Here is a 25,471-nt window from a genome sequence, read left to right as displayed (position 1 = left end):
GCCGCGTGCGCATCCGTGAGTGGCGCCCTGCGTGGCCGCCGGGGATAATGCCCGCCATGTTGCGTTTCTTTCTGGTCTTTCTGGCGCTGCAGCTCACCCTGTTCGGCATCAACATGCTCGGGTGGGTGCAGCAGCATCTGGTGCTGCCCTGGACGGCGCTGCTGGCGCGCATCTGCGCCGGGCTGGTGACGTGGTTCGACAGCACGGCCACGGCGGCGGGCAAGGTGCTGTGGAATGCGCAGACAGGCTTTGGCGTGTCGATCGAGCCGGGCTGCAACGGCATCGAGGCCTGCATCGTGCTCTTTGCTGCCATCATGGCGTTCCCGGCCTCCTGGCGCCACAAGCTGGTCGGGCTGGTGGCGGGCTTCGTCGCCGTGCAGGCGCTGAACGTGGTGCGCGTCATCAGCCTGTTCTACCTGGGCCAGTGGAACATGGATGTGTTCAACTTCGCGCACGAGTACCTGTGGCAGGCGCTGATCATGCTTGACGTGCTGGTCGTCTGGCTGGTGTGGGTGCGCGCGGGCAGCAAGGCCCCGGCCGCGCCGCCGCAGGAGCCGCCCGTGCCGCCGGCCGCCGTGGCGGCTTGAGGGAGGGGCGAAGGTGCGCTTGCTTACCCGTCTGCCACCGCTGTGGCGCTTCGCGTTCACGGCCTTCCTCGGCGTGATTCTGTTCACGCTGGCCTGGCTCCAGGTGGCGCGCGTGAGCGCGTACCCCGCCGCGCTGCTGGCCAAGGCCGGGCTGGAGCAGGCGGCGCCGCAGTGGGTGCGCGTGGTGCACGTGCTGCCCGGCGAGCAGGTGACGCTGGATTCGTCCGTGGCCATCGCCACCGCGCAGACGGGCTGGCGCCAGGCCGAGATCACGCTTGATGCCGAGCCGGGCCGCTATGCCTACGGCCTGCCCATCTTCCTGGCGCTGATGCTGGCGGCGCAGGTGCTGCAGCGTTCGCGCGGGCGCGCATGGCGCGTGCTGGCGGGCTACGCGCTGCTGCAGCCGGCGCAGGCGTTCAGCCTGGCGATGTACCTGCTGATGCAGCTGCTGCTGGCCACGGGGCTGGACGCGCGCGTGCTCAAGGTCGAGCAGGGCCAGATGGAGGCCATCATCTACGGCTACCAGCTCGGCGCGCTGGTGGTGCCCACGCTCGCGCCCGTGCTGGTCTGGCTGTGGCTGGAGCGGCGCTTCGTCAACGACGTGCTGGTGAGCGCCTGGCGCGCCTCGCTGGCGCCCGCGCCCGCCGTGGCCGCGCCGGTGCCGCCGCCCGCCGTGGCCCCGGTGGTGGCGCAGCCCGCGCCGCAGCGCGGCGAGGTTTCCTCCAGCGCCGCCGCCGTGCTGCCGTCGCGCCGGCGCTGAGCTTCCGTCAACACGTTTTCACGCCGCCAGCGGCGGCTCCCGCATGGCCTCGATCTGCTCGCGCAGCATGTCCACCTGGCCTTGCCAGTAGGCGCTGCTGCCGAACCAGGGGAAGTTGATCGGGAAGATCGGGTCGCTCCAGCGCTGCGCCAGCCACGCGCTGTAGTGGATCAGGCGCAGCGTGCGCAGCGGCTCGATCAGCGCCAGTTCGCGCCGGTCGAACGGGCGCAGCTGCTCGTAGCCGTCCAGCAGCGCCGCGAGCTGCTGCGTGCGCTGGCGCCGCTCGCCCGACAGCAGCATCCACAGGTCCTGCACGGCAGGGCCCATGCGCGCGTCGTCCAGGTCCACGAAATGCGGGCCGCCGCCGTGCGCATCCACGGGCGTCCACAGCACGTTGCCGGGGTGGCAGTCGCCGTGCAGGCGGATAGTGTTTGCATCTTGCAAGCCAAATCGGTCTTCAGCGCCCGTGGAACAAGCGCTTCCAGCTATCAAATCAAGAGCTTCGTCGCAGGCGGTGCGCCAGGCGGACTGCTGGTCCAGGGGAATGTGCTGCCCGGCCAGCAGCGTATCGCGCGGCGCCTGGCCGAAGTGGCGCAGGTCCAGCGCGGGCCGGTGCGCGAAGGGGCGCGCCGCGCCCACGTTGTGGATGCGCGCGAGAAAGCGGCCCAGCCACTCCAGCGTCTCGAAATCCTCCAGCTCCGGCGTGCGCCCGCCGCGCCAGGGGCTGACCGAGAAGGCGAAGCCCGCGTGGTGGTGCAGCGTGCGGCCGCCCAGCAGCAGCGGCGCCACCATGGGCACCTCGGCGGCGGCCAGCTCCTGCGCGAAGGCGTGTTCTTCCAGGATCTGGGCCTCGCTCCAGCGCCCCGGGCGGTAGAACTTGGCGACCACGCGCGTGCCGTCTTCCAGCACGGCCTGGTACACGCGGTTTTCATAGGAGCCCAGCGCCATCAGGCGCCCGTCGCCGTACAGGCCGGCGCTGGCCAGGGCGTCGAGCACCACGTCGGGCGTGAGGCCCGCGTAGCCAGGGGTGCTGGGGGAGCAGGGGGTGTTGTGCATGCTCCCGATTGTCGGGCCACGGGCCGTGACTGCGCCTATCAAGTGCCTGCGGCGCGCCAGACCACGCGCCCGGCGCCATCCAGCAGCACCAGCGCCCCGTCGGCGCGCAGTTCCAGGCGTTCGCCCAGCACGCCGGAGGTGAAGCGCTGGCGCTCGCGCAGGTCGTGCACCGTAAGCAGGCCCGCGCCGTTGAAGGCCACGCGCGCGCCCGGCATGCCGTAGGTGTTGCTGGACCACAGCGCCGTTTCGCCGGTGATGCCGCCCTGGCCGCCGTTGGTGCGCTGGAGCGCATAGAGCACGAAGTTGCCGTCGCTTTGCAGCGCCAGCTTGCGGTTGCGGGTGTAGAGGATCTTGGGCGTGTCCCAGTTCAACTCCCCGCGGCCCCAGGCATAGCTTTCCCGGAAGAAGCGCGCCGGGCGCTCGGCCAGCGAGCGGCACGATTCGCCCGCGTGAACGCTGTCCGCGCCCTCGCTGTTCCAGCCCAGCAGGTGCAGCACGGGCGGCTTGATGGGGAAGTCGTGGCTCTTGCTGAAGATGGTCACCTCGTCCAGGCCGTAGCGCAGCCCCGCCAGCAGCGGCACGTCGATCTTGGGCACGATCTTGCCGTACACGCCCACGCGCAGCGCTTGGCCGATGGCGTAGCTGTAGCCCTCGCTGCAGCCGCCCGGCAACTGCGCGGCCACGTCCTCGGGAAAGTTGGAATTCTGGAACAGCGTGAGCTGGCCCACCACGCTCACGGGCATGCTGATGCCCGCGCCAATCGTCACCAGGCTCTCCGAGATGGCGCGCGGCCCCCAGGTGAGCGTGAGATCGACGCCGGGCGCGTATTCGGCATTGGCCACCAGGCCCATGCGCCACTTCTGGTGGGTGTACGAGCCCATCTTGCCCTCGGCGCGCTGCTTCTTCAGGCCCGCCAGCCCGGCTATGCCGGGCGGGGTGCAGGCCGTCACGCCCAGCACCTTGGTGCAGGCGCTGCCCAGGTCCACGTCCACGTCGTACGGAATGGTCTGGCGCACGCGGTACTCTGCGTCCAGGCCTAGCTTGCCCTGGGCCTTGGCGGTGATGCCGATGCCCACCTTGAGCGGCAGCACCACCCCGTCGGGCGTGGTGTTGTTGAGCTGGATCGCTAGGCGCAGCTTGTCGGGCTCGATCAGGTCCATGGCGCCCCGGCCGCCGGTCGAGGCCGACTGGCCGTTCTCGGCGCAGAACGACACGTTGATCTCCGCCGCCTGGCCCAGCGCCGCGCCGGCCTGGCCCAGCGCGTCCGCATCGCCGCCGGGGTTCTTCACCTTGTCCGCCAGCGCCTCGGGCGAGCTGGCCTTGGGGTTATTCACCGCGATCTGCTGGCCCGTGCCGCACATCTTGGTGCTCAGGCTCTTGGCGAAGTCCTTCTCGCCCTGGAAGCCCAGGAATGCCTCCGCCAGCAGCGACACCGTGAGGTTGCCGCGCATGTTGCCGCTGAGGTCGAACCCCGGCCCGATGGTGGACCACAGGAAGGTGAAGGAGCCGTGCGAGTCGGTGACGTCCACCTCCAGCGTCACCTTGAAGGTGCCCGTCAGCACCTTGTATTTGACCAGCTTGATCTCGCCCAGCGGGCGCGTCAGCAGGGCCTCCTTGAGCACCGCGCAGTCCGGGGCGCTGGCCGAGGCGGCGCAGGCCGCGCGCAGCGCCCGTTCGGCCTGCGCGCCTTCGGCGGCCTGGCCGCCGCCCGGCGCGTTCACCAGCACGAAGCCCCGGCCCGCGGGGTTCTGCGCCAGGTAGAAGCCTCCGCCCGCCTCCAGTGCCTTGCCGTAGCCGGGAATCCACACGCTGGCCGAGGTGGCGTCGGGCGCGTGCGCCGACTTCAGAAAGGCCGCCTTGCTCTGGCTGCCGTCGTCCACATCCAGGCGCACCGCCTGCACGTCGTCGATTGTGGGCGCGCGCCCCGTCTCCAGCGTGGAGAAGGCCTGGTACACCTCATGGATGGCCACCGGCGCGGTGGCGAAGACAATGCTGCCGTCCGCGGCCCGGCCCTGCACGGCAGTAATGCGGCGCAGCGGGTAGCGCCAGTTCAGCGTGGCGATCACGTGCCCCGGCACGGCGGCGGCGAGCTGCTGCGCCAGCGCGGGCGCGGTGACCCGGCCCACGCGCAGCAGGCCCGCCGTGTCCATGTCCACGGTGTAGCTGGCGTCCGGAAACTGGCCCAGCTTGACCACGCCGGCGATGCCGGGGCCGAGAGCCTCGCTGTCGAGCTGGAACTGCGCGCCCACGCGCGCATCCTGCGCGGCGGTGACGCGGCAGGCGCCATCGGCCTGCTCTTGCGGGCAGCCCACCCAGCGCGCGAAGCGCATGCCCGCGCGCGGCGTGGCGCGCAGGGTGAAACCGGGGGGCGCATCGCCCATCTCCACGCGGCGCAGCAGGCGCGGGTTCTCGGCGTCGAGCCGCATGCCCGGCAATTCGTCGATGACCACGCTGCCGCCGTAGTCGGCGTCGAATTCCAGCACCGCCACGCGCAGGTCGTTCGGGTTGGGCAGGGGCACCGTCTCCAACGGGTCGAACACGGCAGTGAGCGCCTGTCCGGTGGCGTTGCCGGCCGGATCCTCCCGCCCGGCCGGCGGCGCGGCGTAGGTTTGCAGCAGGCTCGGGCCGCCGTCCAGTGGCGTTTGCACGGCGGCCTGGTAGTCGAAGTCCAGCCGTGCCAGGTGCGCGCGGCTGCCGGGGTCGAAGGCCAGCGCGTCGCGGTAGTCCACCATGCCGTCGCCTGTCAGGTCCTGCGCGATCAGCGCTGCCGCCAGCGTGTCCTGGTAGTAGCGCAGGCGCTCGGGCGGCAGGCGGTCGGTGAATGCCAGCAACTGGCGCGTGATGTAGTCCGTAACCGGGTTGAAGGCCACGCTGCCCGCTTCCAGGTCGCGTCCCGTGGCCAGCAGGTAGGCGCGCGTGGTGCCGGGGCTGCCGTCGCTGGTTTCCGCCCCGGCCGCGGCGGCGCTGCCGGATGCGTCGCGCTTGCGCAGGCGCAGCAGCAGCACTTCGTCCAGGTACTGCGCGGGCACGCTGGCGGCAAAGGCCCCGCCGGACTGCAGGGGGATTTCGGGCAGATCCAGGTCGGGCAGGTCGACCAGTTCGATGTTCACCACGTCGGCATCGCCCGGCAGCGCTACGCGATGCGCGCCTGGGGCCGGTAGCGGGGGCAGTGGCGGTGGCGGGCCGTCATCACCGCCGCCGCAGGCGGCCAGGGTGGCGGAAAGAGCCAGGGCAAGACCGTAGCGGCGCAGGGGGGCTGGTGCGTACTTCATGGCTTTTGCAATGGTTTTGATAGCTGCTGACGCTTTCTGGTTAAGGGGTAGGGCCAGAAATCGTTTCAAACCAGACGGCGCCGTGCCGCGCGCAGGCCGAAGGCCGCCGCCAGCAGCGACAGCAGCGCCAGGCCCCATTCGGACAGCGTGGGAATGCTGGCGGGCGTTGCCGGCGGCAGTGGCAGGGCCATGGGGGCGAACGGATCGGCGATGGCGCCCTCGGCGGAGTCGCTGTCGCCGGGGCCGTTGTCGGCCACGGTGTAGGTCACCGTCATGCGGTTGGGGCTGATGTTGGCGCCCGGCGCGGGGAACCACTCGCTGGTGGGCGCCAGGGCGGTCCTGGGACCGAACTTCATCAGCTGCACGTTGTCCGCCAGGGGTTGCGGGTAGGTGATGGAGACGGTGAGCGTGTCCTGCTTGCAGCCGCTGGCGTTGAAGCTGAAGGCGCCCACGGGGAAGTCCGCGTTGGCGGGCGCGCCGGGCGGGATGCCCGTGCCGCTGAACTGCGGCGTGCCCGTGATGGCGCAGCCAGGCTGGCCGCCGCGGATGGTCACGCTGGTGGTGCCGGTGGTGCCCGGCGCCGTGGCGGGGAAGGCGATCCAGGAGGGTGTGACCGGCCCGGGCGCGGCCTGCGCCGGGCCTTCGCCCTGGGCATTGACAGCGCGCACTTCGAGCACATAAGGCGTGCCGTTGTCCAGGCCGCTGATCACGCAGCTCGTCTCATCCGCCGCCGCCGTGCAGCCGCCCACGCGTGTGTCCCCCAGCGTCCAGGCGCTGGCGGCGTAGCCGGTGAGGGGCGAGCCGCCGTCGGACGCGGGCGGCGTCCAGCCCACGCGCACGGCGCCGTCGCCGCCCACGGCAGTGGTGCTGGCGGGTGCGCCAGGCACGGCCGGTATCGTCGTGAACGTGCCCGGCGTGTTGGTAGCGGCGGCGTTGTGAACCCTGTTCCAGGAATCTATGCTCTCCGTGCATGCTTGTGCCGTCTTGCCGACGGGAATGAAGTAGCAGACGACGTTGTTGGTGGCGGAAACCAGGGTCTGGTCCATGTAGAGGGTGGCAAGGCGGTCACCCACCGCGTGCGGCGGTGCGCCGGTCAGCCAGGTTCTGGCTTCCAGGAAGAAGCTGGTGACGGCGCCCGAGGCATCCGTAGAGACGTTAAAGAACTTGAGCCACGCATTGTTTTCGTCGTAGGTACGTACCCCGTCCGAGAACGTGAAGGCCGTGGGCGTGACCGCGGTGGTCTGGCCGGACGGGAGGGGGGCCGCCACGGTGAACTGGCCGCCTGCGCCCATGGCCGTGGTGTACACCGCGCAGCCCGGTTCGGCAGTGGCATCGGGGCATCCCTGGAACTCCACGTAGCTGCGCGGGGCCAGTGTGTAGGTAGCAGACAGGGCTGTGATTGGCAGTGACAGTGCGACCCAGGCCAGCGGGCGGGTAATCCAATGGAGTGGTTTCATGGGCATCTCGTGAGCCGGGTTTTTGGGCTCCACAGGCTACCAACGGAAACACCCGCGAATCTGAGCAAATCTGAGCGGATACGGGTCAGCGTGTGCAGGGCGATTTTTGTGAAAATCGCTCTGTAACCCTTGCCCGGAAAGCGCTAGCAGCTATGCTTTTGGAAGCGCGTGCGGCGCTGCCGGCAGTTCCAGCAGGAAGCACACCGGCGCATCGCCCCCGGCGCTGGCCAGGGCCACGCTGCCGCCCAGCTTCTCGGCGATGCGCCGCACCAGGTACAGCCCCAGCCCGGCGCCGGGGCGGTGCTGCGCGCCGCTGCCGCGCCAGTAGCGCGCGAACAGGTGGGGCTGCTCCTCGGGCGGTATGGCGGCGGCGGGGTGGCTGACCTGGATGCGCAGGTGCGCGCCGTGCAGGCGGGTGTCGAGCTGCACCACGGCGTCTTCGGGCGCGTGGCGGTCGGCGTTGGCCAGCAGGTTGCGCAGGGCGATGCGCAGCAGCGCGGCGTCGGTGGCGAGGTGCCGGGTGCCTTCGCCATGCGTGCAGGCGATGCGGCCGGGCGCGAAGTCCTGGCGCAGTTCGTCGGTGAGGGCGTGCAGGTCGCAGGGCGCGCGCTGCGGCGTGGTGTGGGGCTCGGCCATGCGGTCGTCGGCCAGGCAGTCGTCCACCAGGGCCAGCAGGCGCTGGGCGGCGGTGCGGATGTTGCGGCTGCGCGCCAGGGTCTTGTCAGGCGGTGCATCCAGGTTGCGCCCGAGCTGCTGGGCGCTGGTGGTGATGACGGCCAGCGGCGTGCGGAATTCGTGCGACACCATGGCCACGAAGTCGCGCTGCTCCTCGCGCACGCGCCGCTCCAGCTCCAGCGTGTGCAGCAGTTCGTCCTCGCGCTGCTGGCGCTGCGCGAGTTCGGCTTCGAGCTGCATGCGCTGGCGTTCGCGCGCGCGGCGCTGGCGCTCGTAGCCGCCCACGATCCACAGGCTCAGCAGCACCATGTGCAGCATGGTGCCGATGGCGGAGATGTTCTCGGTGAAGGCATTCACCGGCAGCCAGCCCAGGTTGCGCGCGTAGGTGATGAGCACGCTGGCGTAGAAGCTGCCGAACACCATGAGGAAGAAGCGCGCGGGCCGGTGGCCGCGTCGCAGCAGTGCCAGCGCCATGCCGGTGAAGACGCCGATGAGCGCCAGCGACAGCATCTGTATCGGCACCGTGCCCGCGCTGTAGTGGCCCAACTGCACGGCCAGCACGGCCAGTGCGCTGGCGGCGGTGCTGCCCAGGGCCAGGGCGCGCGCCGTGCGCGGAAACTGCTGCGCTAGCAGCAACTGTCCGCTGGAGAGGTGCAGGGCAATCGCCATGACGCAGGCGATGCCGGTGCCCAGCAGCCGGTCGCTGACGGCGCCGCTCATGCCGGTGATCTGCTGCACCAGCCCGAGCGAGAGCGCTTCGTTGGACACGCAGGTGCCGAGGTAGGCCACGAACAGGCCGCTGAGCGGCGCGCGCGTGAAGTGCCAGAACAGCGCGTGCAGGCAGATCAGCAGCAGGTAGAAGCCGAAGTACAGGCCGAACAGCAGGCCCTCGCGGCGCGAGTGGTTGTCGAACGCCAGGCGCTGCCAGATTTCGAGCCGGGTCTTGAGCGCGTTGCGCGTGGCCAGGCGCACCAGCACGGTGTATTCGCCCGCCTGCGCCAGCTCCAGTTGCAGGACGGGGCTGCGGTAGTCCACGGGCCACAGGTGCCGGGGAATGTCCTCGCCGCTGCTGCCGGCGTTGCGCCAGCCGCCGCCGCCGGGCGCCTGCACGTATACATGCATGTCGTCGATCACGGCGTTGCCCGCCTGCAGCATCCACGCGCCGGGCTGCGGCGCTTCCAGGCGCAGGCGCAGCCACACGGTGGTGCTGGTGTAGCCCGCGTTCAGGCTGCCGGGCAGCGCTGCCCAGCCGGGCGCGGCGCCGGCCTGCGCCGCGTCCAGGGTGCCCGTGGGGTCGTCCAGGCGCTCCAGGTGGCCCGCCGTGCCCAGCACCTGGGCATTGGGCGCCAGCCGCAGCGGCGCCTGCGCATGCGCCGGCGCCAGCAGGGCCAGCCACAGGGCCGCCAGCAAGGCCAGGGCGGCGGTCAGCGCACGATAATCCGGCATTCAAGCTCCAAGGTGGGCGCGAGCGTAACACCCCTGTCCATGATCGAAGTCATCCTTCTCGAAGACGAACCCGTGCTGCGCGCGGAGCTGGGCGAATTCCTGGAGCAGACCGGCTACGCGCCGCAGTGCGTGGCCAGCCTGGCGGAATGGGAGCGCCACTTCGACGCGCGACGCCACCGGCTGGCGGTGATCGACATCGGCCTGCCCGACGGCAGCGGGCTGGCGCTGATCCAGCGGCTGCGCCAGGACGGGCAGCAACTGGGCATCGTGGTGTTCAGCGCGCACAACACTAGCGCCGACCGCATCGACGGATTGGCCACCGGCGCCGACCACTACCTGGGCAAGGGCTGCGACCTCGACGAGCTGGAGGCCACGCTGGCCGCGCTGGCGCGCCGCCTGGGGCTGCAGAGCAGCCAGGCGCGCTGGCTGCTGGAGCTGGGGCCGCAGCGCCTGCAGCCGCCGGGCGTGCCGCCCATCGCGCTGTCGCACCAGGACGCGCTGGTGCTGCAGTGCCTGATGCGCGCCGAGGGCCGGAGCGTGAGCCGCCGCCAGATCGTGCAGGCGCTGGGTGGCAACGTACTGGACTACGACCAGCGCCGCCTGGACACGCAGATGCGCCGCCTGCGCCGCAAGGTGCTGGAAGAAAGCGGCCAGAGGCTGCCGGTGAAGACGCTGCGCGGCAGCGGCTACTGCTTCTATGCGGCGGCCAATGTGGCGGAGTGAAGCAGCGGGTTCAGCTCTCGTTCTTGCTCATAGCTCGACGGCTTCCTGCAGGATGCTGTCGCGCAGATGGCGATTCAGTTCGTGCTCGGGCACCAGATCGACCGGGCGCCCCAGCAGATCGGCCAACTGCCGCGTCAGCGGCAGGCGCTGTGCGAACAGGTCATAGCCGGGGTCGAACGCCACGAGGAAATCCACGTCGCTGTCGGGCCGCTCCTGGCCGCGCGCCACGGAGCCGAACACGCGGATGCGCCGGGCACCGTAGCGGCTGCCCAGTGCGGCAATGGTGTCCTTGCGGGCGTGGAGCTGGTCGAGAAGCATGTTGTCGGGCTTCGTGCAGAGGCCGCTTCATTGTAGGCGCCGGAAAAGAAGCAAGGCGATCAACCGCCGCTGGTGGCCTGCTCCTGCGTCCACTGCGCCTGGGTGGCTGTGGCACGTGCAGGCCCGAGGTGCTTCGCTTCATGCGTGGAGCTGCTCGAACGGCAACTGCTGCTTGACCAGGATGACGGTGCACGGCGCCTCGCGCGCCACGCGGATGGGCACGGTGTCGATGAAGCGCTGCAGCTGCAGCCCGTGCGTGGCCGCGCCCAGGATCATCAGGCCGACACGGTTGCCTTCGGCGTAGCGCACCAGGGCCTGGCCCACGTCGCTGGCCTCCAGCACGTGGTAGCTCACGCTGTGGCCAGCCAGCGGCAGGGGCTGCGCCCAGGCCTTGAGCCGCGCCAGGTGGGTGCGGTGCAGCGTGGTTTCGCTGCGCTCGGCGTCCGAGGCGCTGCTGGCCGAGGGCGAGAGCACGGTGACGCAGGCCAGGCGCGCGCCGGGGCGGATGCCGAGCGAGCGCGCCACGGCCTCGCGCAGCGAGTACAGGGTGGCGTCCTGCACGTCCTGGTGTGGCACGGCGACCATGAGGATGGGCGCCTCCTCGATCTGGCTGGTGGGCAGCGGGCTGGGCTGGTAGTGCATGCCGGCGGCCTTGATCCAGCGCTTGAGGTGCGCGCGCACGCCGGGGCCGCGTGTGCGCCGGCCGCGCTCGGTGATGGCCACTTGGCCGGGGTTGGCCAGGTCGAACGCCAGGTGCGCAGCCGAGGGGTAGCGCTGCGCGGCCTCGGGCTCGAGGCAGCGCAGGATGATTTCCTGCAGCCACTCGGGCAGGTCCGGGCGGTGCTCGCGCGGCGGCGCGGGCGTCATCCACAGGCGCTGGCGCAGCCCGCCCTGCGTGGTGGGCGCGCCGAAGGGCAGTTCGCCCGTGGCCAGCTCGTAGAGCATGACGCCGATGGCGAAGATGTCGCTGCGCAGGTCGCCGCGCACGCCCACCACCTGCTCGGGCGCGATCCAGGCGGGCGAGCCGACGGCCTTGCGCATTTCCTCGGCCAGCAGGTCGGGGTAGTGCGCGTGGCACGACAGGCCGAAGTCGAGCAGCACGGCGCTGCCGTCGGGGCGGATGAGCACGTTGCCGGGCTTGAGGTCGAGGTGGCAGCAGTTCTGCTGGTGCAGGCTGTGCGCGGCCAGCGCCATGGCGGCGCCGAGCTGGGCCACGGTGGTGGCGCCGGGGCGCTCGGGCTGGTCGAGCCAGTGCTGCAGCGTCTGGCCGGGTACGTATTCCATCACCAGGTAGGGCAGGCGCAGCAGATCGCCCGCGGCGACGAAGCGCGGCACGTGCGGGCCGCTGAGCACGGGCAGGATCTGCAGCTCGACCTCGAAGCTGACGATGTTCTCGGCGCCGTCGCCCGCCGTCATGCGCGGGATCTTCATGGCCAGGGAGAAGCCGGGGTCGCGCGCCTGCTGCGCGTAGGCCACGGCGTAGATGTGCGCCATGCCGCCGGCGTGGATGCACTCGCGCACCACGAAGCCATCGACTTCGGTGCCGGGGTCGAGCAGCTTCATCGGCCGGCCTCCAGCCGGTCGGCGAAGAACGCGGGCAGCGGCGCGGCGCGGATGGCGGCGGCAGCAGCCGCGTGGTCGTAGGGCACGCGGTGGAAGGTGAGGCTGCAGGCCTGCTCGTCGAACAGCGCGTACATGGCGCGCGCGTCGTGGTCGCGCGGCTGGCCCACCGAGCCGACGATGGCCAGCCACTGCCGGTGCATGGGCACGGGCACGGGCACGCCGGGCTGTGGCGTGAAGCGCATGAGCTTGGCTGTGGGCGTGAGGAAGTACAGCGCCTGCTCGTGCACGTGGCCGCTGAAGACGTAGCGGATCGACGGGTCGAGCAGGCTGGCGGCCGACATGCTGCGCTCGGCGGCGCTGCCGTCGCTGATGTAGTGCCAGCGCCCGGGCTGGTCGGCGCTGGCGTGCACCAGCAGCGCGTAGGGCCCGAGGCGCGCGGTGAGCGGGCGGCTGGCGAGGAATTCGCGCTGCGCGGCGCTGAGCTGCGCGTGCGTCCACTGCGCGCTCTGCTCGCCCAGTTGCTCGGCCTGCGCGGGCGGGGTGACGGCGGCAGCGTCATGGTTGCCCTGCACGATGAGCGCGCCCTCCTGCGCCAGGGCCATGGCCTGGTCCAGCACGGCCGCCGGTTCGCCGCCGTAGCCCACCAGGTCGCCGAGCAGCGCGAATTGCCGGGCGCCCTGGGCGCGGGCGTGTGCGAGGCAGGCGTCCAGGGCCTGGCGGTTGGCGTGGATGTCGGACAGCAGGGCGATTTTCATGGGGGGCTCCAGCCCCCATCATGGCGCGCCAAGCTGAGCGCAATCTTGCGCCGGCACCTAGGGAAAACCTGGGTGCGGCTCAGGCGACGGTGAGGGTTACGTCGATGTTGCCGCGCGTGGCGTTGGAGTAGGGGCAGACCTGGTGCGCTGCTTCCACCAGTGCCTGGGCGGCGGCGCGCTCCATGCCGGGCAGGTGCACCGTCAGGCGCGCGGCGATGCCGTAGGCGTTGGGGATGGTGCCCAGGTCCACCTCGGCGTCGATCGCCACGTCCTGCGGCAGCGCCAGCTTCTGGCGCGCCGCCACGGCCTTGAGCGCGCCGATGAAGCAGGCCGAGTAGCCCGCGGCGAAGAGCTGCTCGGGGTTGGTGCCGCTGCCGCTGGTGCCGGGGGAGGAGAGGGTCACGTCCAGGCGCCCGTCGTCGGTGCGCGAGGCGCCGTCGCGGCCGCCGGTGGTGTGGGCGCGGGCGGTGTAGAGGACTTTGTCGAGCGATGCCATGGTGCTTTCCTTTCAGGGGAGTGCCCGGTGCGGGCGGGAGGGGCCGGCGCGCGCGGGGCTACGCGCCGGCGAGGTGGCTGCGCAGGGTGTGCAGCCGGGTCTTGAGTTCCATGAGTTCCGGCGGGCTGCACTGCATGCGCTGCAGCATGCAGGCGGGAATGCCTTCGGCCTGCTGGCGCAGCGCGCGGCCCGGGGCCGTGAGCGCGACGCGCACGCGGCGCTCGTCCTGCGCGTCGCGCTGGCGCGCCACCAGGCCGGCTGCCTCCAGCCGCTTGAGCAGCGGCGTGAGCGTGCCCGAGTCCAGGTACAGGCGTTCGCCCAGTTCGGACACGCCGAGGCCGTCCTGCTCCCACAGCACGAGCATCACCAGGTACTGCGGGTAGGTCAGGCCGAGCGCGTCGAGCAGCGGCTTGTACAGCTTGGTCATGGCCAGGGACGCCGAATACAGCGCGAAGCAGACCTGGTTGTCCAGCCGCAGCAGTTCGGAGGGGGAGGGCGTCGTGTGCATGGGTGAATTATTGCTGGCAATTAAATTGTGTGCAATTCAATTGCAGGAGGCCATGAAACGAAAGGGGTCAACGGGTACTATCAAAAAAAGAGCTGCTGGCGCTTGCCATTCGCGGGTTTCAGATGAAAAACCATCTCAAACCCGGAGTAGGCAAGCGCCAGCAGCTATCTAATCAGGAGCGGTGGCGCGCTCAGTAGCTGTACACGCCGCGCCCGGTCTTGCGGCCCAGGCGGCCGGCGGCCACGTATTCCTTGAGCAGCGGGCAGGCGCGGTACTTGCTGTCGCCGAACTCGGCCAGGTACACGTCCATCACGGCCAGGCACACGTCCAGGCCCACCATGTCGGCCAGCGCCAGCGGGCCGATGGGCTGGTTGCAGCCCAGCTTCATGCCGGCGTCGATGTCCTCGGGCGTGGCAAGGCCCTCGGCCAGCACGAAGAAGGCCTCGTTGATCATGGGCACCAGGATGCGGTTGACCACGAAGCCCGGCGCGTTCTTCACGGTGATGGGGCTCTTGCCCAGGCGCTCGGCCAGCGCCTTCACGGCGTCGTGCGTGGCGTCGGAGGTCTGCAGGCCGCGGATGATCTCCACCAGCGCCATCATCGGCACCGGGTTGAAGAAGTGCATGCCGATGAACTTGTCGGCACGGCTGGTGGCGGCGGCCAGTTTGGTGATGGAGATGGACGAGGTGTTCGAGGCGATGATGACCTCGGGCGCCAGCAGCGCGTCGGCCTGCTTGAGGATCTTGAGCTTCAGCTCGTGATTCTCGGTGGCGGCCTCGATGACGAGCTGTGCGGCCTTCAGGTCGTCGTAGCTGGTCGATGCCTTGATGCGCGCCAGCGCGGCGTCCTTGTCGGCGGCGGTGATCTTTTCCTTCTTGATCAGGCGGTCGAGGCTGCCGGCCACGGTGGCGATGCCTTTTTGCACGGCGGCATCGGAGATGTCCACCATGACCACGTTGATGCCAGAGACTGCGCAGGCCTGGGCGATGCCGTTGCCCATGGTGCCTGCGCCGATGATGCCGACGGTTTGGATCGTCATATAGAGAACTCTCTTCAAAGTGAAACGAACACCGGGCATGGTACCGGCATTCGCGGGGAGCTTCGGTTATCGTGAATCGATCAGTCGGGCAATGTCTTGCGCCTGACACCGAGAAGGAGACGGTTTCCCATGTTCGACTACATCGTGATCGGCGGCGGCTCGGCGGGGGCCGTGCTCGCGGGCCGGCTGACCGAGGACCCCCAGGTGCGCGTGTGCCTGCTGGAGGCTGGCGGGGCCGACAAGAGCGTGCTCATCCACTGCCCCGGCGGGCTGGCCGCCATGGCCAAGTACGAGATGTTCGGCTGGGGCTTCTCCACCGTGCCGCAGCCCGGGCTGGGCGGGCGGCGCGGCTACCAGCCGCGCGGCAAGGTGTTGGGCGGCTCCAGCTCGGTCAATGCCATGGTCTACATACGGGGCCAGCACGCCGACTACGACCACTGGGCCGCGCAGGGCAACCCCGGCTGGGGCTGGAGCGACGTGCTGCCCTATTTCCAGCGTGCCGAGCACAACGAGCGCGGCGCCGATGCCTGGCACGGCCAGGGCGGCCCGTTCAACGTGGCCGACCTGCGCTCGCCCAACCGCTTCAGCCAGGTGTTCGTCGATGCCGCGGTGCAGGCCGGCCACGCGCACAACCGCGACTTCAACGGCGCCACGCAGGAGGGCGTGGGCCTGTACCAGGTCACGCACAAGAACGGCGAGCGCCACAGCACGGCCAAGGGCTACCTGACGCCGCACCTCACGCGGCCGAACCTGCAGGTCGTCACCGGCGCGCACGCCACGCGCATCCTGTTCGAAGGGCGCCGCGCCGTGGGCGTGGAATACCGCCAGGGCGGGCAACTGCAGCAGGCGCGCGCGCGACGCGAGGTGCTGCTGAGCGCGGGCGCGCTGCTGTCGCCGCAACTGCTCATGCTCTCGGGCGTGGGGCCGGCCGACGAGCTGCAGCGCCACGGCATCGCGGTGCTGCACCACCTGCCCGGCGTGGGCCGGCACCTGCACGACCATCCCGACGTGGTGCAGGTGGTGAACGCGCCCGGGCTCACCGACCTGTTCGGCCTGTCGCTGCGCGGCGGGCTCAACGTGCTGCGCGGCATCCGCGAGTGGCGCAGCCAGCGCACGGGCCTGCTCACGTCGAACTTCGCCGAGGCCGGGGGCTTTCTCAAGAGCCGCACCGAGGAGGAGGCGCCGGATCTGCAGTTGCACTTCGTCATCGGCAAGCTGGTGGACCATGGGCGCAAGACCGTGTTCGGCCACGGCTACTCCTGCCACGTCTGCCTGCTGCAGCCCAGGAGCCGGGGCAGCGTGCGCCTGGCCAGCGGCGACCCGCTGCAACTGCCGCTGGTCGATCCGAACTTCCTGGCCGACCCCGACGACATGGCGCGCATGGTGCGGGGCTTCCAGATCTCGCGCGCCATCCTGCAGCAGCCCGCGCTGGCCCAGTACGGCGGGCGCGAGGGGCAAGCGCTGGCCCAGGCGCAGACCGAGGCGCAGATCGCGCAGTACATCCGCCAGTACGCCGACACCATCTACCACCCCGTGGGCAGCTGCCGCATGGGGCCGGGGCCGCTGGACGTGGTGGACAGCCAGCTGCGCGTGCACGGCCTGGAGGGGCTGCGCGTGGTCGATGCGTCGATCATGCCGCGCATCGTCAGCGGCAACACCAACGCGCCGACGGTGATGATCGCCGAGAAGGCGGTGGATCTGCTGCGCGCCACCCACGGCCCATGAAACCGGCGCGCCCCAAGCGCGGGCAGCCGCGCAAGGGCCGCCCCGCAGCCCATGAAACCGGCGCGGCCCATGCGCGGGCCACCGCGCAAGGGCCGCCCCGCCGCGCTGGTGGCGTCCCCCTGCCCGCATGGCGCAGCCATGCGAGAGCGGGGGGAAGGCGCGAAGCGCCTCAGGGGGGTGTTGTTTCATCTCAGCCCCGGAAGCGCCGGCGCGTGAGCGCCAGCGCCACCCAGTAGGCCGCGGCGGTGGTCAGCACCATCACCAGGCCATGGCGCAGCGGGTGCTGTGGCCACTGGTCCATGAACAGCGGGCGCACCAGTTCCACGGCGTTGGTCAGCGGCAGCCAGTCGGACACCGCGCGCACCAGCGGCGGCAGCTGCTCGCGCGGGAAGAACACGCCCGAGAGAAACATCATGGGCGTGAGCACGAGCGTGAAGTAGTAGGTGAAGAAGTCGTAGCCCTTGGCCAGGGCGTTGAAGATCAGCGCGATGCTGGAGAACATGATGCCCACGCACAGCAGCACCGGCCAGGCCACCAGCAGCTTCGGCGCGTGGCTGATGCCGAGCGCCAGCATCACGCCCAGGATGGTGGTGGCGGTGAACAGTGCCTTGAAGGCGGCCCAGAGCATCTCGGCCAGCACCACGTTGTCCAGGCCGATGGGCGCGTTCATGATGCCGTCCCAGGTCTTTTGCACGTGCATGCGCGAAAAGGCGGAGTACAGCGCCTCGAAGCTCGCCGCGTTCATGGCGCTCATGCAGATCGAGCCGCTGGCCAGGAACAAGATGTAGGGCACGCTCCGGCCGCCCACCTGGACCTGGCCGACAAGCGCGCCCATGCCGTAGCCGAAGGCGACCAGCCACATCAGCGGCTCGGCGATGTTGCCCACCAGGCTGGGGATGGCGAGCTTGCGCCACACGCGCAGATTGCGCAGAAACACGGGCCACCAGCGCCACGACAGGTCGGGCGGGCGCCAGATCGAGGCAGGCGTATCCATGTCAGTTTCTCCGCAGCCCATGAAACCGGCGCAGCCGCTCAGGGGGATGTTTCTTCATGCCTAGCCATCCTCGCGGATTTGGCGGCCGGTGAGCTTGAGGAACAGGTCCTCCAGGTTCGCGGGCCGGTGCAGGGTGCGCAGGTGGCCGTGCGCGGCCAGGGCCTGCAGCAGCGGGCGCGCGTCCTGCGTGTAGAAGAAGACGGTTTCGCCGCTGACCTCCACGCGCTGCGCCAGCGCGCGCAGCGTGGCGTCCTGCGCCAGGGCCAGTGCGCCGTTGCCGTAGGCCTCGACCACCTCGGGTTCGAGGTGTTCGGCGATGAGTTCGCGCGGCCGGCCCTCGGCGATCTTGCGGCCGTGGTCGAGCACCAGCAGGCGCCCGCACAGGCGCTCGGCCTCGTCCATGAAGTGCGTGGTCAGCAGGATGGCGCAGCCCTGCTGCAGCAACTGCTGCAGGCGCTCCCACATCAGGTGGCGCGCCTGCGGGTCGAGACCGGTGGTGGGCTCGTCCAGCAACAGCAGGTGCGGCTCGTTGACCAGCGCGCGCGCCAGCGACAGGCGCCGCCGCATGCCGCCCGACAGTTCGCCGGGCCGCGCCTGGGCCTTGTGCGCCAGGGCGGCGAATTCCAGCAGGCGCGGGATGCGCGCGCGCATGGCGGCGGGCTGCAGGCCGAAGTAGCGGCCGAAGACCTCGAGGTTCTCGGCGCAGGTGAAGTCGGGGTCGAGCGTGTCGAACTGGCTCACCACGCCGAGCCGGGCCTTGATGGCGAGCGCGTCGCGGGGCATCTCCAGGGGCGCGCCGCCTTGCGGCGGGTGGTAGCGCACCTGGCCCGCGTCGGGCGCGGTCTGGCCCAGGCACATGCGGACGGTGGTGGTCTTGCCCGCGCCGTTGGGGCCGATCACGCCCAGGCATTCCCCGGCGGCGATGGCGAACGACAGGCCATCGACCACGGTCGTGGCGCCGTAGCGCTTGCGCAGGTCGCGGGCTTCGAACAGCAAGGGGGCGGGCATGGCGCCGATTGTGCCGCTTCGCCCGCCCGGTGTTTGCCTTTACAGCGCGTGCACCACCAGCTTGAACTCCGGCTCCTCGGGGTAGGCGCGGACGTCGAAGCCCAGGCGGCGCATGAGCTTGAGCATCTTGGCGTTCTCCACCAGCACCAGACCCTGGATCTCGGCCAGGCCGCGCTCGCGCGCCACGTCCATGATGCTGTACATCAGGCGCGCGCCCAGGCCCTGGCTGGCGAAGTCGTCGGCCACCAGCAGCGCGAATTCGCAACTGCTCGGGTCGGGGTTGATGGCGTAGCGCGACACGCCGACGATGCGCTCGGTGGTGCGCACCTCGCCGTCCTCGCCGGTGGTGCGCTCGCGGTGCACGGCCACCAGCGCCATGTCGCGGTCGTAGTCGATCAGCGTGAAGCGCGCCAGCAGCGACGGCGGCAGCTCGGCGATGCGCGAGGCGAAGCGCATGTAGCGGCTCTCGGGCGAGAGCTCGCGCACCAGGCGCTGGATCATCTGCGCGTCGCTCGGGTGGATCGGGCGCACCAGGTACTCGCCGCCGCCGCGCAGCGGCCAGGTCTGCTCCAGGCGCTCGGGGTAGGGCATGATGGCCAGGTGGCCGTAGGAGCCGTGGTGGCCGGTGCCCGTGGTCTGCCCGATCTCGGTGACGACGATGCGCGCGTCCACCGCCACCGTGCCGTGCTCGTCCACGATCAGCGGGTTGATGTCCATCTCGCGCAGCTGCGGCAGCGCGCAGGCCATCTCGGACACGCGCAGCAGCACCTGCTCCAGCGCCGCGTGGTCCACCGCGTTGGCGCCGCGCCATTCGCCCAGGGTCTGCGCCACGCGCGAGCGCTCGATCAGGCGGCGCGCCAGGAACTGGTTCAGCGGCGGCAGCTCCATGGCGCGGTCGCCGATCAGCTCGATCATGGTGCCGCCCGCGCCGAAGGTGATGACGGGGCCGAACGGGTCGTCGCGCACCAGGCCGATGCAGACCTCGCGCCCGCGCGTGGCGCGCGCCATGGGCTGCACCGTGACGCCGTGGATGCGGGCGTTCGGCGCGGCGCGCGCCACGCGCTGCACCATGGCCTCGTAGGCATCGCGCGCGGCGGTGGCGTTCTGTACGTTGAGCATCACGCCGCCCACGTCGGACTTGTGCGTGATGTCGGGCGAGTCGATCTTCAGCGCCACCGGGAAGCCCAGCTGCGTGGCGATCATCATGGCCTCGTTGGCGCTGCGCGCCAGCAGCGTGCGCGTGACTGGGATGTGGAAGGCCGCCAGCAGCGTCTTCGACTCCATCTCGGTGAGCACGCTGCGGCGCTCGGCCAGCACGCCCTCGATCACCAGGCGCGCGCCCTCGATGTCGGGCTGCGCCAGGCTGTTGGCCAGCGACGGCGGCGTCTGCTGCAGCAACTGCTGGTTCTGGTGGTAGTTGGCGATGTTGCCGAAGGCGCCCACGGCGGCCTCGGGCGTGCGGAAGGTGGGGATGCTGGCGTCGCGCAGCACCTCGCGCGCTTCGCCCACGGTGGCGTCGCCGAGCCAGCACGACAGCAGCGGCTTCTCGGCCTGGCGCTTGGCGTCGGCCAGGGCCTGGGCCACGGCGCTGGCGTCGTTGCCGGGCTTGGGCGAGAACAGGGTCAGCACGCCGGCGATCTGGCGTTCGGCCAGCGCGGCGTCGATGGCCGCGCGGTACTGCGCGGGCGTGGCGTCTTCCGACAGGTCGAACAGCTCCTGCAGCGTGGCCTGCGCCGGCAGCTGCGGCGCCAGCGCGGCGCGCCCGGCCTCGGACAGCACGCCCAGCTCCAGCCCGATGTCGTTGGCCGCATCGGCGGCCAGCACGCCCGGGCCGCCGCCGTTGGTGATGACGGCCAGGCGCCGCCCCACGGGGCGGTAGCGCGAGGCCAGGCACTTGGTGGCCGAGAACAGTTCCACGAACGAGTGCACGCGCACCGCGCCGGCGCGGCGCAGCGCAGCGTCGAACACGTCGTCGCTGCCGACGATGGTGGCGCTGTGCGTCAGCGCCGCCGCGCTGCCGGCGGTGCGCCGCCCGGACTTGAGCACCACCACCGGCTTGGAGTAGGCCGCCGAGCGCAGCGCGCTCATGAAGCGGCGCGCGTTGCAGATGCCTTCCATGCACACGGCGATGCTGTGCGTGTGCGGGTCGTTGGCCAGGAAGTCGAGCGCTTCCGTCAGGCCGATGCTGGCGTGCGGCCCGAACGACACCACGCTGGAGAAGCCCACGCCGTTGCCGTTGGCCCAGTCGAGCGTGGCCGCCGTGAGCGCGCCCGACTGGCTGACCAGCGCCATCGTGCCCTCGCGCGCCAGCGCGCCGGCGGTGCTGGCGTTGAGCTGCAGCGACGGGCGCTGGATGCCCAGCGAGTTCGGCCCGAGCAGGTGGATGCCTTCGCGCCGCGCGATGCGCTGCAGCTGCGCGGCCTGCTGCGCCTCGATGCCGCTGCTCACGATGAGCGCAGCGCGGCAGTGCAGGTGGCCCGCCACCTCCAGCGCCGCCGCCTGCTCGGCCGGGGGCAGGGCGATCACGGCGAGGTCGGCGCGCGTCTGCTTCAGGTCCTGCAGCGTGCCGCTGGTGTTCTGCAGGTCGAGGAAGGCCAGCGTGCCGCTGTAGCGCTGCGCGCGCAGCGCGGCGTGCAGCGCCGCGGCCTGCGGCGTCAGCGTCTCGGGCGCGTCGGCGCGGCCCGCCAGCACCACGATGGAGCTGGGGGCGAACAAGGGCGTGAGGTAGTGCTTGTCGAGCATGGGACTCCCTGTATCAAACTACGAAAACAATAGCTGCCAGCGCTTTATGCATAAGGCTTCGGCACTAATTTCATTCAAACTCTCAACGCGGCAGCGCAGGCGCGGCGGATGCGCGCAGGCCCTGCTGCGGCAGCCGGAACGTGCCTGCCAGCGCGGCCAGGTCGTGGGCCTGCTGCTGCAGCCCGCTGGATGCCGCCGAGGCCTCTTCCACCAGGGCGGCGTTCTGCTGCGTCACGCCGTCGAGGTGGGCCACGGCCTGGTTGATCTGCGACAGGCCCGAGGCCTGCTCGCGGCTGGCCAGGGCGATTTCATCGACGATGCCGGCCACGCGCTGGATGCCGTCCATGATCTCCTGCATGGCCGTACCCGCCTGTGCCGCCTGGATATTGCCCGCCTGGGTCTTGGCCACGGAGTCGGTGATCAGCGTCTTGACTTCGCGCGCCGCCTCGGCGCTGCGCCCGGCCAGCGCCCGCACTTCCGAGGCCACCACGGCGAAGCCCCGCCCGGCTTCGCCTGCGCGCGCCGCTTCCACGGCGGCATTCAGCGCCAGGATGTTGGTCTGGAAGGCGATGCCGTCGATCACGCCGATGATGTCCACGATCTTCGCGGCCGACTGGTTGATGGCCTGCATGGTCTGCACCACCTGGGTGACCACGGCGCCGCCGTGCGCCGCCACCTCCTTGGCCTGCGCCGCGAGCTGGTTGGCCTGGGCGGCGCTGTCGGCGTTCTGCTGCACGGTGCCCGAAAGCTGCTCGGTGGCCGAGGCGGTCTGCTCCAGCGCGCTGGCCTGTTGCTCGGTGCGCGACGACAGGTCGAGCGCGCCCGCCGCCACCTGCGTGGAGGCGCCGGCGATGGCGCTGGTGCCGGCCTTGACGTGGCCCACCACCTCGGCCAGGTGGCTGCGCATGGTTTCCATCTCCGCGCACAGGTGGCCGATCTCGTCGCTGCCCTGGCAGGCGATGTCGTGCGTGAGGTCGCTCGCGGCGATGTGTGCGGCGGCGGTGTTGGCCGCCATGAAGCCATTCTTCAGCCGCACCAGCAGCGCCAGGGCCAGCAGCACCGAGGGCAGCACCAACAGCGCGGCGGCCAGCACGAAGATCCACAGCGCCAGCTCGTAGCGCTTTTGCGCAGCCTGGTAGGCGGCGTTGGCATGCTCCACCTGGTAGTTGCGCAGGGCGTCCATGGTCTTCACCACGGCCTCGCCCTCCTTGCGGCCCGCGGCCAGGAAGGCGGCCATGGTCTCGGCAGCGTAGTCTTCCTTGCGGATGGCCTGCACGGCCTTCTCCAGCTCCGCGCGCCAGGGCTTGCGCGCTTCCATGGCGGCGTCGTACAGCGCGCGCTCGCGCGGGTCGGCCATGCCTTGCTCCATGGTCTTGTGCAGCGCGTTGCTGGCGCTCTGGTTGGCGGCGATGGCCTCCAGGTGCATGGTGGCCGGATGGTCGTGGATGCTGGCCAGGCCGCCCGCGGGGGCGTGCTGGAAGGCCAGCAGCACCTGCATGCGGTTTTGCAGCGTGCGCTCGATCGACTGGCTGGCCAGCAGGGAGCGCGCCATCGCTTCGTCATGCAAGGACTTTAGGCTGTCGCGTGCCGAGGACAGTCCCCACAGGCCGGTGGCGGCCACGGCCACGACCGACAGCACGAAAGCGCACAGGACGACGATGAAGCGCTGGGTGATCCGCAGCTGGTTCCAGGAGAAGGTCATGGTGGAGTGAAAGGGTTGGTTGCTATGGGTCAGTTACTGTCTGTAAAGAATGATTACATTCATTCCAGCATGTGATAGGGGCCCTCGCAGGGGATCGTTCCCTTGCCGGCAGTGCGGCCGGTGACGCGCGGGTGACCGTCCCCGGGGTGGGGTTTTTTATATTGTGAACCCAGAATGGGGCTACAGAAATATACATTCATGCATGTATGTATAATTTCATATCCGTTCAAAGGGATTTATAGAGCATGGACTGCCGTTTTGACATCAATCAAGTGAATTCTTGATGGAAGTCATCACAATGCCGTCAATTGTTGTTTTTGTTACATCAAGGAGTTGGTCATGGCCACGGAAACCTCGTCCGGATCTGAGTATTTCCAGGAACGCCAGCGCGCTGCCGCACGCGCGCTCGACGAGTCGGTGCAAGCGCAGATGGCGCGCGCCTTCAGCGGCCTGTCGCCGATCGCCCTGGCCCTGGCCCATGCCGACTGGGCCCTGCACATGCTGGCCTCGCCGGGCCGCCAGACGCAGCTGGCGCAGCGTGCGCTGGAGCTGTCGCTGCAGGCCTGGCGCAATACCGGCGTGACGCCCGAGGAGGGCACGCCCGAGAAGGATGGCCGCTTCGCCGACGCCGGCTGGAGCCAGTGGCCCTACAGCGCCGTCAAGGAAGGCTTCAAGGCCACCGACGCCTGGTGGCGTGAAGTGGCGCACCAGGGCGGCGGCGTGTCGCGCCACCACCAGCACATGGTGGACTTCTTCACGGGGCAGGCGCTCGATGCGCTGTCGCCGTCCAACTGGGCCGTCACCAACCCCGAAGTGCTGCGCGTGGCCCGCGAGACCCAGGGCCGTTCGCTGCAGGAGGGCTTCAAGTTCTTCCTGCAGGACTTCCGCGAGTACCTGGGCGCCAACGCCGACACCCCCGCCGAATCGTTGGCGCCGCTCGAATACGCCGTGGGCAAGGATGTGGCCGTGACGCCGGGCAAGGTGGTGTTCCGCAACCACCTGATCGAGCTGATCCAGTACAGCCCGTCCACCGACAAGGTGCTGCCTGAGCCGGTGCTCATCGTGCCTTCGTGCATCATGAAGTACTACATCCTGGACCTGTCGCCGCACAACTCCATGGTCAAGTACCTGGTGGACAAGGGCCACACGGTGTTCATCATCTCGTGGCGCAACCCCGACGCGTCCGACCGCGACCTGAAGATGCAGGACTACCTGAGCACCGGCGTGCTCGCCGCCATGGCCGCGTGCAAGGAGCGCACCGGCGCCGAGCGCCTGCACACCGTGGGCTACTGCCTGGGTGGCACCTTCCTGGCCATCGCCGCTGCTGCGCTGGGCCGGCTGGCGCGCAAGAAGAAGGCCGAGCGCACGGCCAAGGAACAGGCGCTGATCCCGGCCGACATGCCCGAGCTGGCCTCGGTCATCCTGCTGGCGGCGCAGACCGACTTCACCGAGCCCGGCGAGCTGGGCGTGTTCATCGACGAAGACCAGCTCGCCACGCTGCGCCAGACCATGAACGAGCGCGGCTACCTCTCGGGCAAGCAGATGGGCGGCTCGTTCGTCTACCTGGCCTCGCGCGGCCTGCTGTGGGGGCGCAACACGCGCCGCTACCTGCTGGGCGAGGACGACGCCAGCTTCGACCTGATGAGCTGGAATGCCGACACCACGCGCCTGCCCGCGCGCATGCATTCGGAATACCTGGCCTCGCTGTTCCTCAACAACGCGCTGGCCGCAGGCCAGTACCGCTTCGCCGGGGCCACCGTGGCGCTGATGGACATCAACGCGCCGATGATGGTCGTGGCCACCACGCGCGACCACGTGTCGCCGTGGAAGTCGGTCTACAAGATCCACCTGCAGACCGACACGCACGTCACCTTCGTGCTGGCCGAGGGCGGGCACAACGCGGGCATCGTCAGCGAGCCCGGCCGTCCGCGCCGCAGCTACCAGATCGCCAGCGTGGAGGACAACACCGGCTGGATCGACCCCGACGACTGGAAGGCCCAGGCGCCGGTGCAGCAGGGCTCTTGGTGGGAGGCGATGCACGCCTGGGTCACCGAGCGCTCGGGCAAGCCGGTGGCCGCCAAGGCCATTCCGGCCGAACATGCGGTGTGCGACGCCCCCGGCACCTACGTGATGACGCGCTATGCCGATTAAGCACACCAGCGAGCGCGACGTCATCGAGCGGCACCTGCGGCACTTCGTGAAGCAGTTCGAGACCATGGGCGCGCGCATCACCATGCTGGCCCAGGCCCTGGGCGTGCCGTTGCGCACGCCCTCGGACATCGAGGCCGCGCTGCAGTGCGACGGCGCGCGCGACCAGGGCCGCGAGGCGCGCATGCGCGAGGAGCTGCGCGCCCTGCTGGTGCTGCGCTACCACGCGTTCGAGCAGCTCGCCTACAACGTCGACGTCGGCCCGCAGGCCGCGCGCGACATCCTGCTCAGCGCCAACGACCGGCTGCTGTGCAAGGGTTTCCCGGCCGAGGCGCCGGGCATGAACCTGCGCCCGTTTTTTGACGGTATAGAAGACTGAGGGCTTGAGACACCCCGCCGAGCGGCTCTGCCGCTTCCACCCTCTCCCGCGGCGTGCTGCGGGGCGAGGAGCGCCGCCAGCGCGGCGTGGCAGTGTGGCCGGCCCCGGCCCTTGCGCG

General features: G+C 70.3%; 20 protein-coding genes. 6 read left to right on the top strand and 14 right to left on the bottom strand.

Annotation, left to right across the window (positions count from 1 at the left end):
• Positions 1–56 precede the first annotated feature (56 nt).
• Both xrtH and YS110_12395 read left to right on the top strand, forming a co-directional pair.
• Complete coding sequence (xrtH, locus tag YS110_12400; GenBank protein UJB65495.1) at positions 57–587, top strand: exosortase H; 531 nt, start codon at positions 57–59, stop codon at positions 585–587.
• Positions 588–600: 13 nt separating this feature from the next.
• On the top strand, positions 601–1,347 hold the full coding sequence (locus YS110_12395) for a hypothetical protein (GenBank protein ID UJB65494.1): 747 nt from the start codon (positions 601–603) through the stop codon (positions 1,345–1,347).
• Positions 1,348–1,365: 18 nt separating this feature from the next.
• On the opposite strand, the gene YS110_12390 is transcribed toward YS110_12395, so the two are convergent.
• From YS110_12390 to YS110_12375, 4 genes are all read right to left on the bottom strand, one after another.
• The gene (locus tag YS110_12390; GenBank protein UJB65493.1) at positions 1,366–2,403 is read right to left on the bottom strand and encodes a serine/threonine protein kinase; all 1,038 of its coding nucleotides are present in this window, start codon (positions 2,401–2,403) and stop codon (positions 1,366–1,368) included.
• A gap of 38 nt (positions 2,404–2,441) precedes the next feature.
• Positions 2,442–5,675, bottom strand: coding sequence for a hypothetical protein (locus YS110_12385; GenBank protein ID UJB65492.1), 3,234 nt, complete (start codon positions 5,673–5,675; stop codon positions 2,442–2,444).
• A gap of 65 nt (positions 5,676–5,740) precedes the next feature.
• Complete coding sequence (locus YS110_12380) at positions 5,741–7,132, bottom strand: fibronectin type III domain-containing protein (protein UJB65491.1); 1,392 nt, start codon at positions 7,130–7,132, stop codon at positions 5,741–5,743.
• Positions 7,133–7,282: 150 nt separating this feature from the next.
• Positions 7,283–9,253, bottom strand: coding sequence for a sensor histidine kinase (locus YS110_12375; protein UJB65490.1), 1,971 nt, complete (start codon positions 9,251–9,253; stop codon positions 7,283–7,285).
• A 39-nt stretch (positions 9,254–9,292) separates the two neighbouring features.
• Between YS110_12375 and YS110_12370 the strand changes: the two genes are divergently transcribed.
• A complete protein-coding gene (locus YS110_12370; protein UJB65489.1) occupies positions 9,293–9,976 on the top strand; it encodes a response regulator transcription factor in 684 nt (227 codons plus the stop codon).
• A 27-nt stretch (positions 9,977–10,003) separates the two neighbouring features.
• On the opposite strand, the gene YS110_12365 is transcribed toward YS110_12370, so the two are convergent.
• From YS110_12365 to YS110_12340, 6 genes are all read right to left on the bottom strand, one after another.
• The gene (locus tag YS110_12365) at positions 10,004–10,294 is read right to left on the bottom strand and encodes a nucleotidyltransferase family protein (GenBank protein UJB65488.1); all 291 of its coding nucleotides are present in this window, start codon (positions 10,292–10,294) and stop codon (positions 10,004–10,006) included.
• A gap of 138 nt (positions 10,295–10,432) precedes the next feature.
• Positions 10,433–11,857, bottom strand: a complete 1,425-nt coding sequence (locus tag YS110_12360) for a protein kinase (protein UJB65487.1) — start codon at positions 11,855–11,857, stop codon at positions 10,433–10,435.
• A complete protein-coding gene (locus YS110_12355) occupies positions 11,854–12,612 on the bottom strand; it encodes a metallophosphoesterase family protein (protein UJB65486.1) in 759 nt (252 codons plus the stop codon). Before YS110_12355 ends, YS110_12360 begins: the two co-directional genes overlap by 4 nt.
• A 79-nt stretch (positions 12,613–12,691) precedes the next feature.
• A complete protein-coding gene (locus YS110_12350) occupies positions 12,692–13,108 on the bottom strand; it encodes an organic hydroperoxide resistance protein (GenBank protein ID UJB65485.1) in 417 nt (138 codons plus the stop codon).
• A gap of 58 nt (positions 13,109–13,166) precedes the next feature.
• Complete coding sequence (locus YS110_12345; GenBank protein ID UJB65484.1) at positions 13,167–13,616, bottom strand: MarR family transcriptional regulator; 450 nt, start codon at positions 13,614–13,616, stop codon at positions 13,167–13,169.
• Between the two features lie 190 nt (positions 13,617–13,806).
• Positions 13,807–14,655 carry a 3-hydroxybutyryl-CoA dehydrogenase gene (locus YS110_12340; GenBank protein ID UJB65483.1) on the bottom strand — a complete coding sequence of 283 codons (849 nt, stop codon included), beginning with the start codon at positions 14,653–14,655 and terminating at the stop codon, positions 13,807–13,809.
• A 129-nt stretch (positions 14,656–14,784) separates the two neighbouring features.
• Here YS110_12340 and YS110_12335 point away from each other — a divergent pair, with 129 nt between their 5' ends.
• Positions 14,785–16,380, top strand: coding sequence for a choline dehydrogenase (locus YS110_12335; GenBank protein ID UJB65482.1), 1,596 nt, complete (start codon positions 14,785–14,787; stop codon positions 16,378–16,380).
• Between the two features lie 190 nt (positions 16,381–16,570).
• On the opposite strand, the gene YS110_12330 is transcribed toward YS110_12335, so the two are convergent.
• The 4 genes from YS110_12330 to YS110_12315 all read right to left on the bottom strand — a co-directional run bounded on the left by YS110_12330 (position 16,571) and on the right by YS110_12315 (position 22,826).
• Positions 16,571–17,374 carry an ABC transporter permease gene (locus tag YS110_12330; protein ID UJB65481.1) on the bottom strand — a complete coding sequence of 268 codons (804 nt, stop codon included), beginning with the start codon at positions 17,372–17,374 and terminating at the stop codon, positions 16,571–16,573.
• A 60-nt stretch (positions 17,375–17,434) separates the two neighbouring features.
• Positions 17,435–18,382, bottom strand: coding sequence for an ATP-binding cassette domain-containing protein (locus YS110_12325; GenBank protein UJB65480.1), 948 nt, complete (start codon positions 18,380–18,382; stop codon positions 17,435–17,437).
• A gap of 39 nt (positions 18,383–18,421) precedes the next feature.
• The gene (locus YS110_12320) at positions 18,422–21,124 is read right to left on the bottom strand and encodes a bifunctional acetate--CoA ligase family protein/GNAT family N-acetyltransferase (GenBank protein ID UJB65479.1); all 2,703 of its coding nucleotides are present in this window, start codon (positions 21,122–21,124) and stop codon (positions 18,422–18,424) included.
• Between the two features lie 82 nt (positions 21,125–21,206).
• Entirely contained in the window at positions 21,207–22,826 is a 1,620-nt protein-coding gene (locus YS110_12315) for a Tar ligand binding domain-containing protein (GenBank protein ID UJB65478.1), read from the bottom strand.
• Positions 22,827–23,165: 339 nt separating this feature from the next.
• On the opposite strand from YS110_12315, the gene YS110_12310 reads away from it, so the two are divergent.
• Positions 23,166–24,977, top strand: coding sequence for an alpha/beta fold hydrolase (locus YS110_12310; GenBank protein ID UJB65477.1), 1,812 nt, complete (start codon positions 23,166–23,168; stop codon positions 24,975–24,977).
• Positions 24,967–25,353 carry a hypothetical protein gene (locus tag YS110_12305; GenBank protein ID UJB65476.1) on the top strand — a complete coding sequence of 129 codons (387 nt, stop codon included), beginning with the start codon at positions 24,967–24,969 and terminating at the stop codon, positions 25,351–25,353. The genes YS110_12310 and YS110_12305 overlap by 11 nt, the downstream gene beginning before the upstream one ends.
• Positions 25,354–25,471 lie beyond the last annotated feature (118 nt).

The sequence above is a fragment of the Acidovorax sp. YS12 genome, from assembly GCA_021496925.1.
Classification (GTDB): Bacteria; Pseudomonadota; Gammaproteobacteria; order Burkholderiales; family Burkholderiaceae_C; genus Paenacidovorax.
Note: the sequence above shows the minus strand (reverse complement) of the source record. Positions and strands in the feature narration are given on the sequence as shown.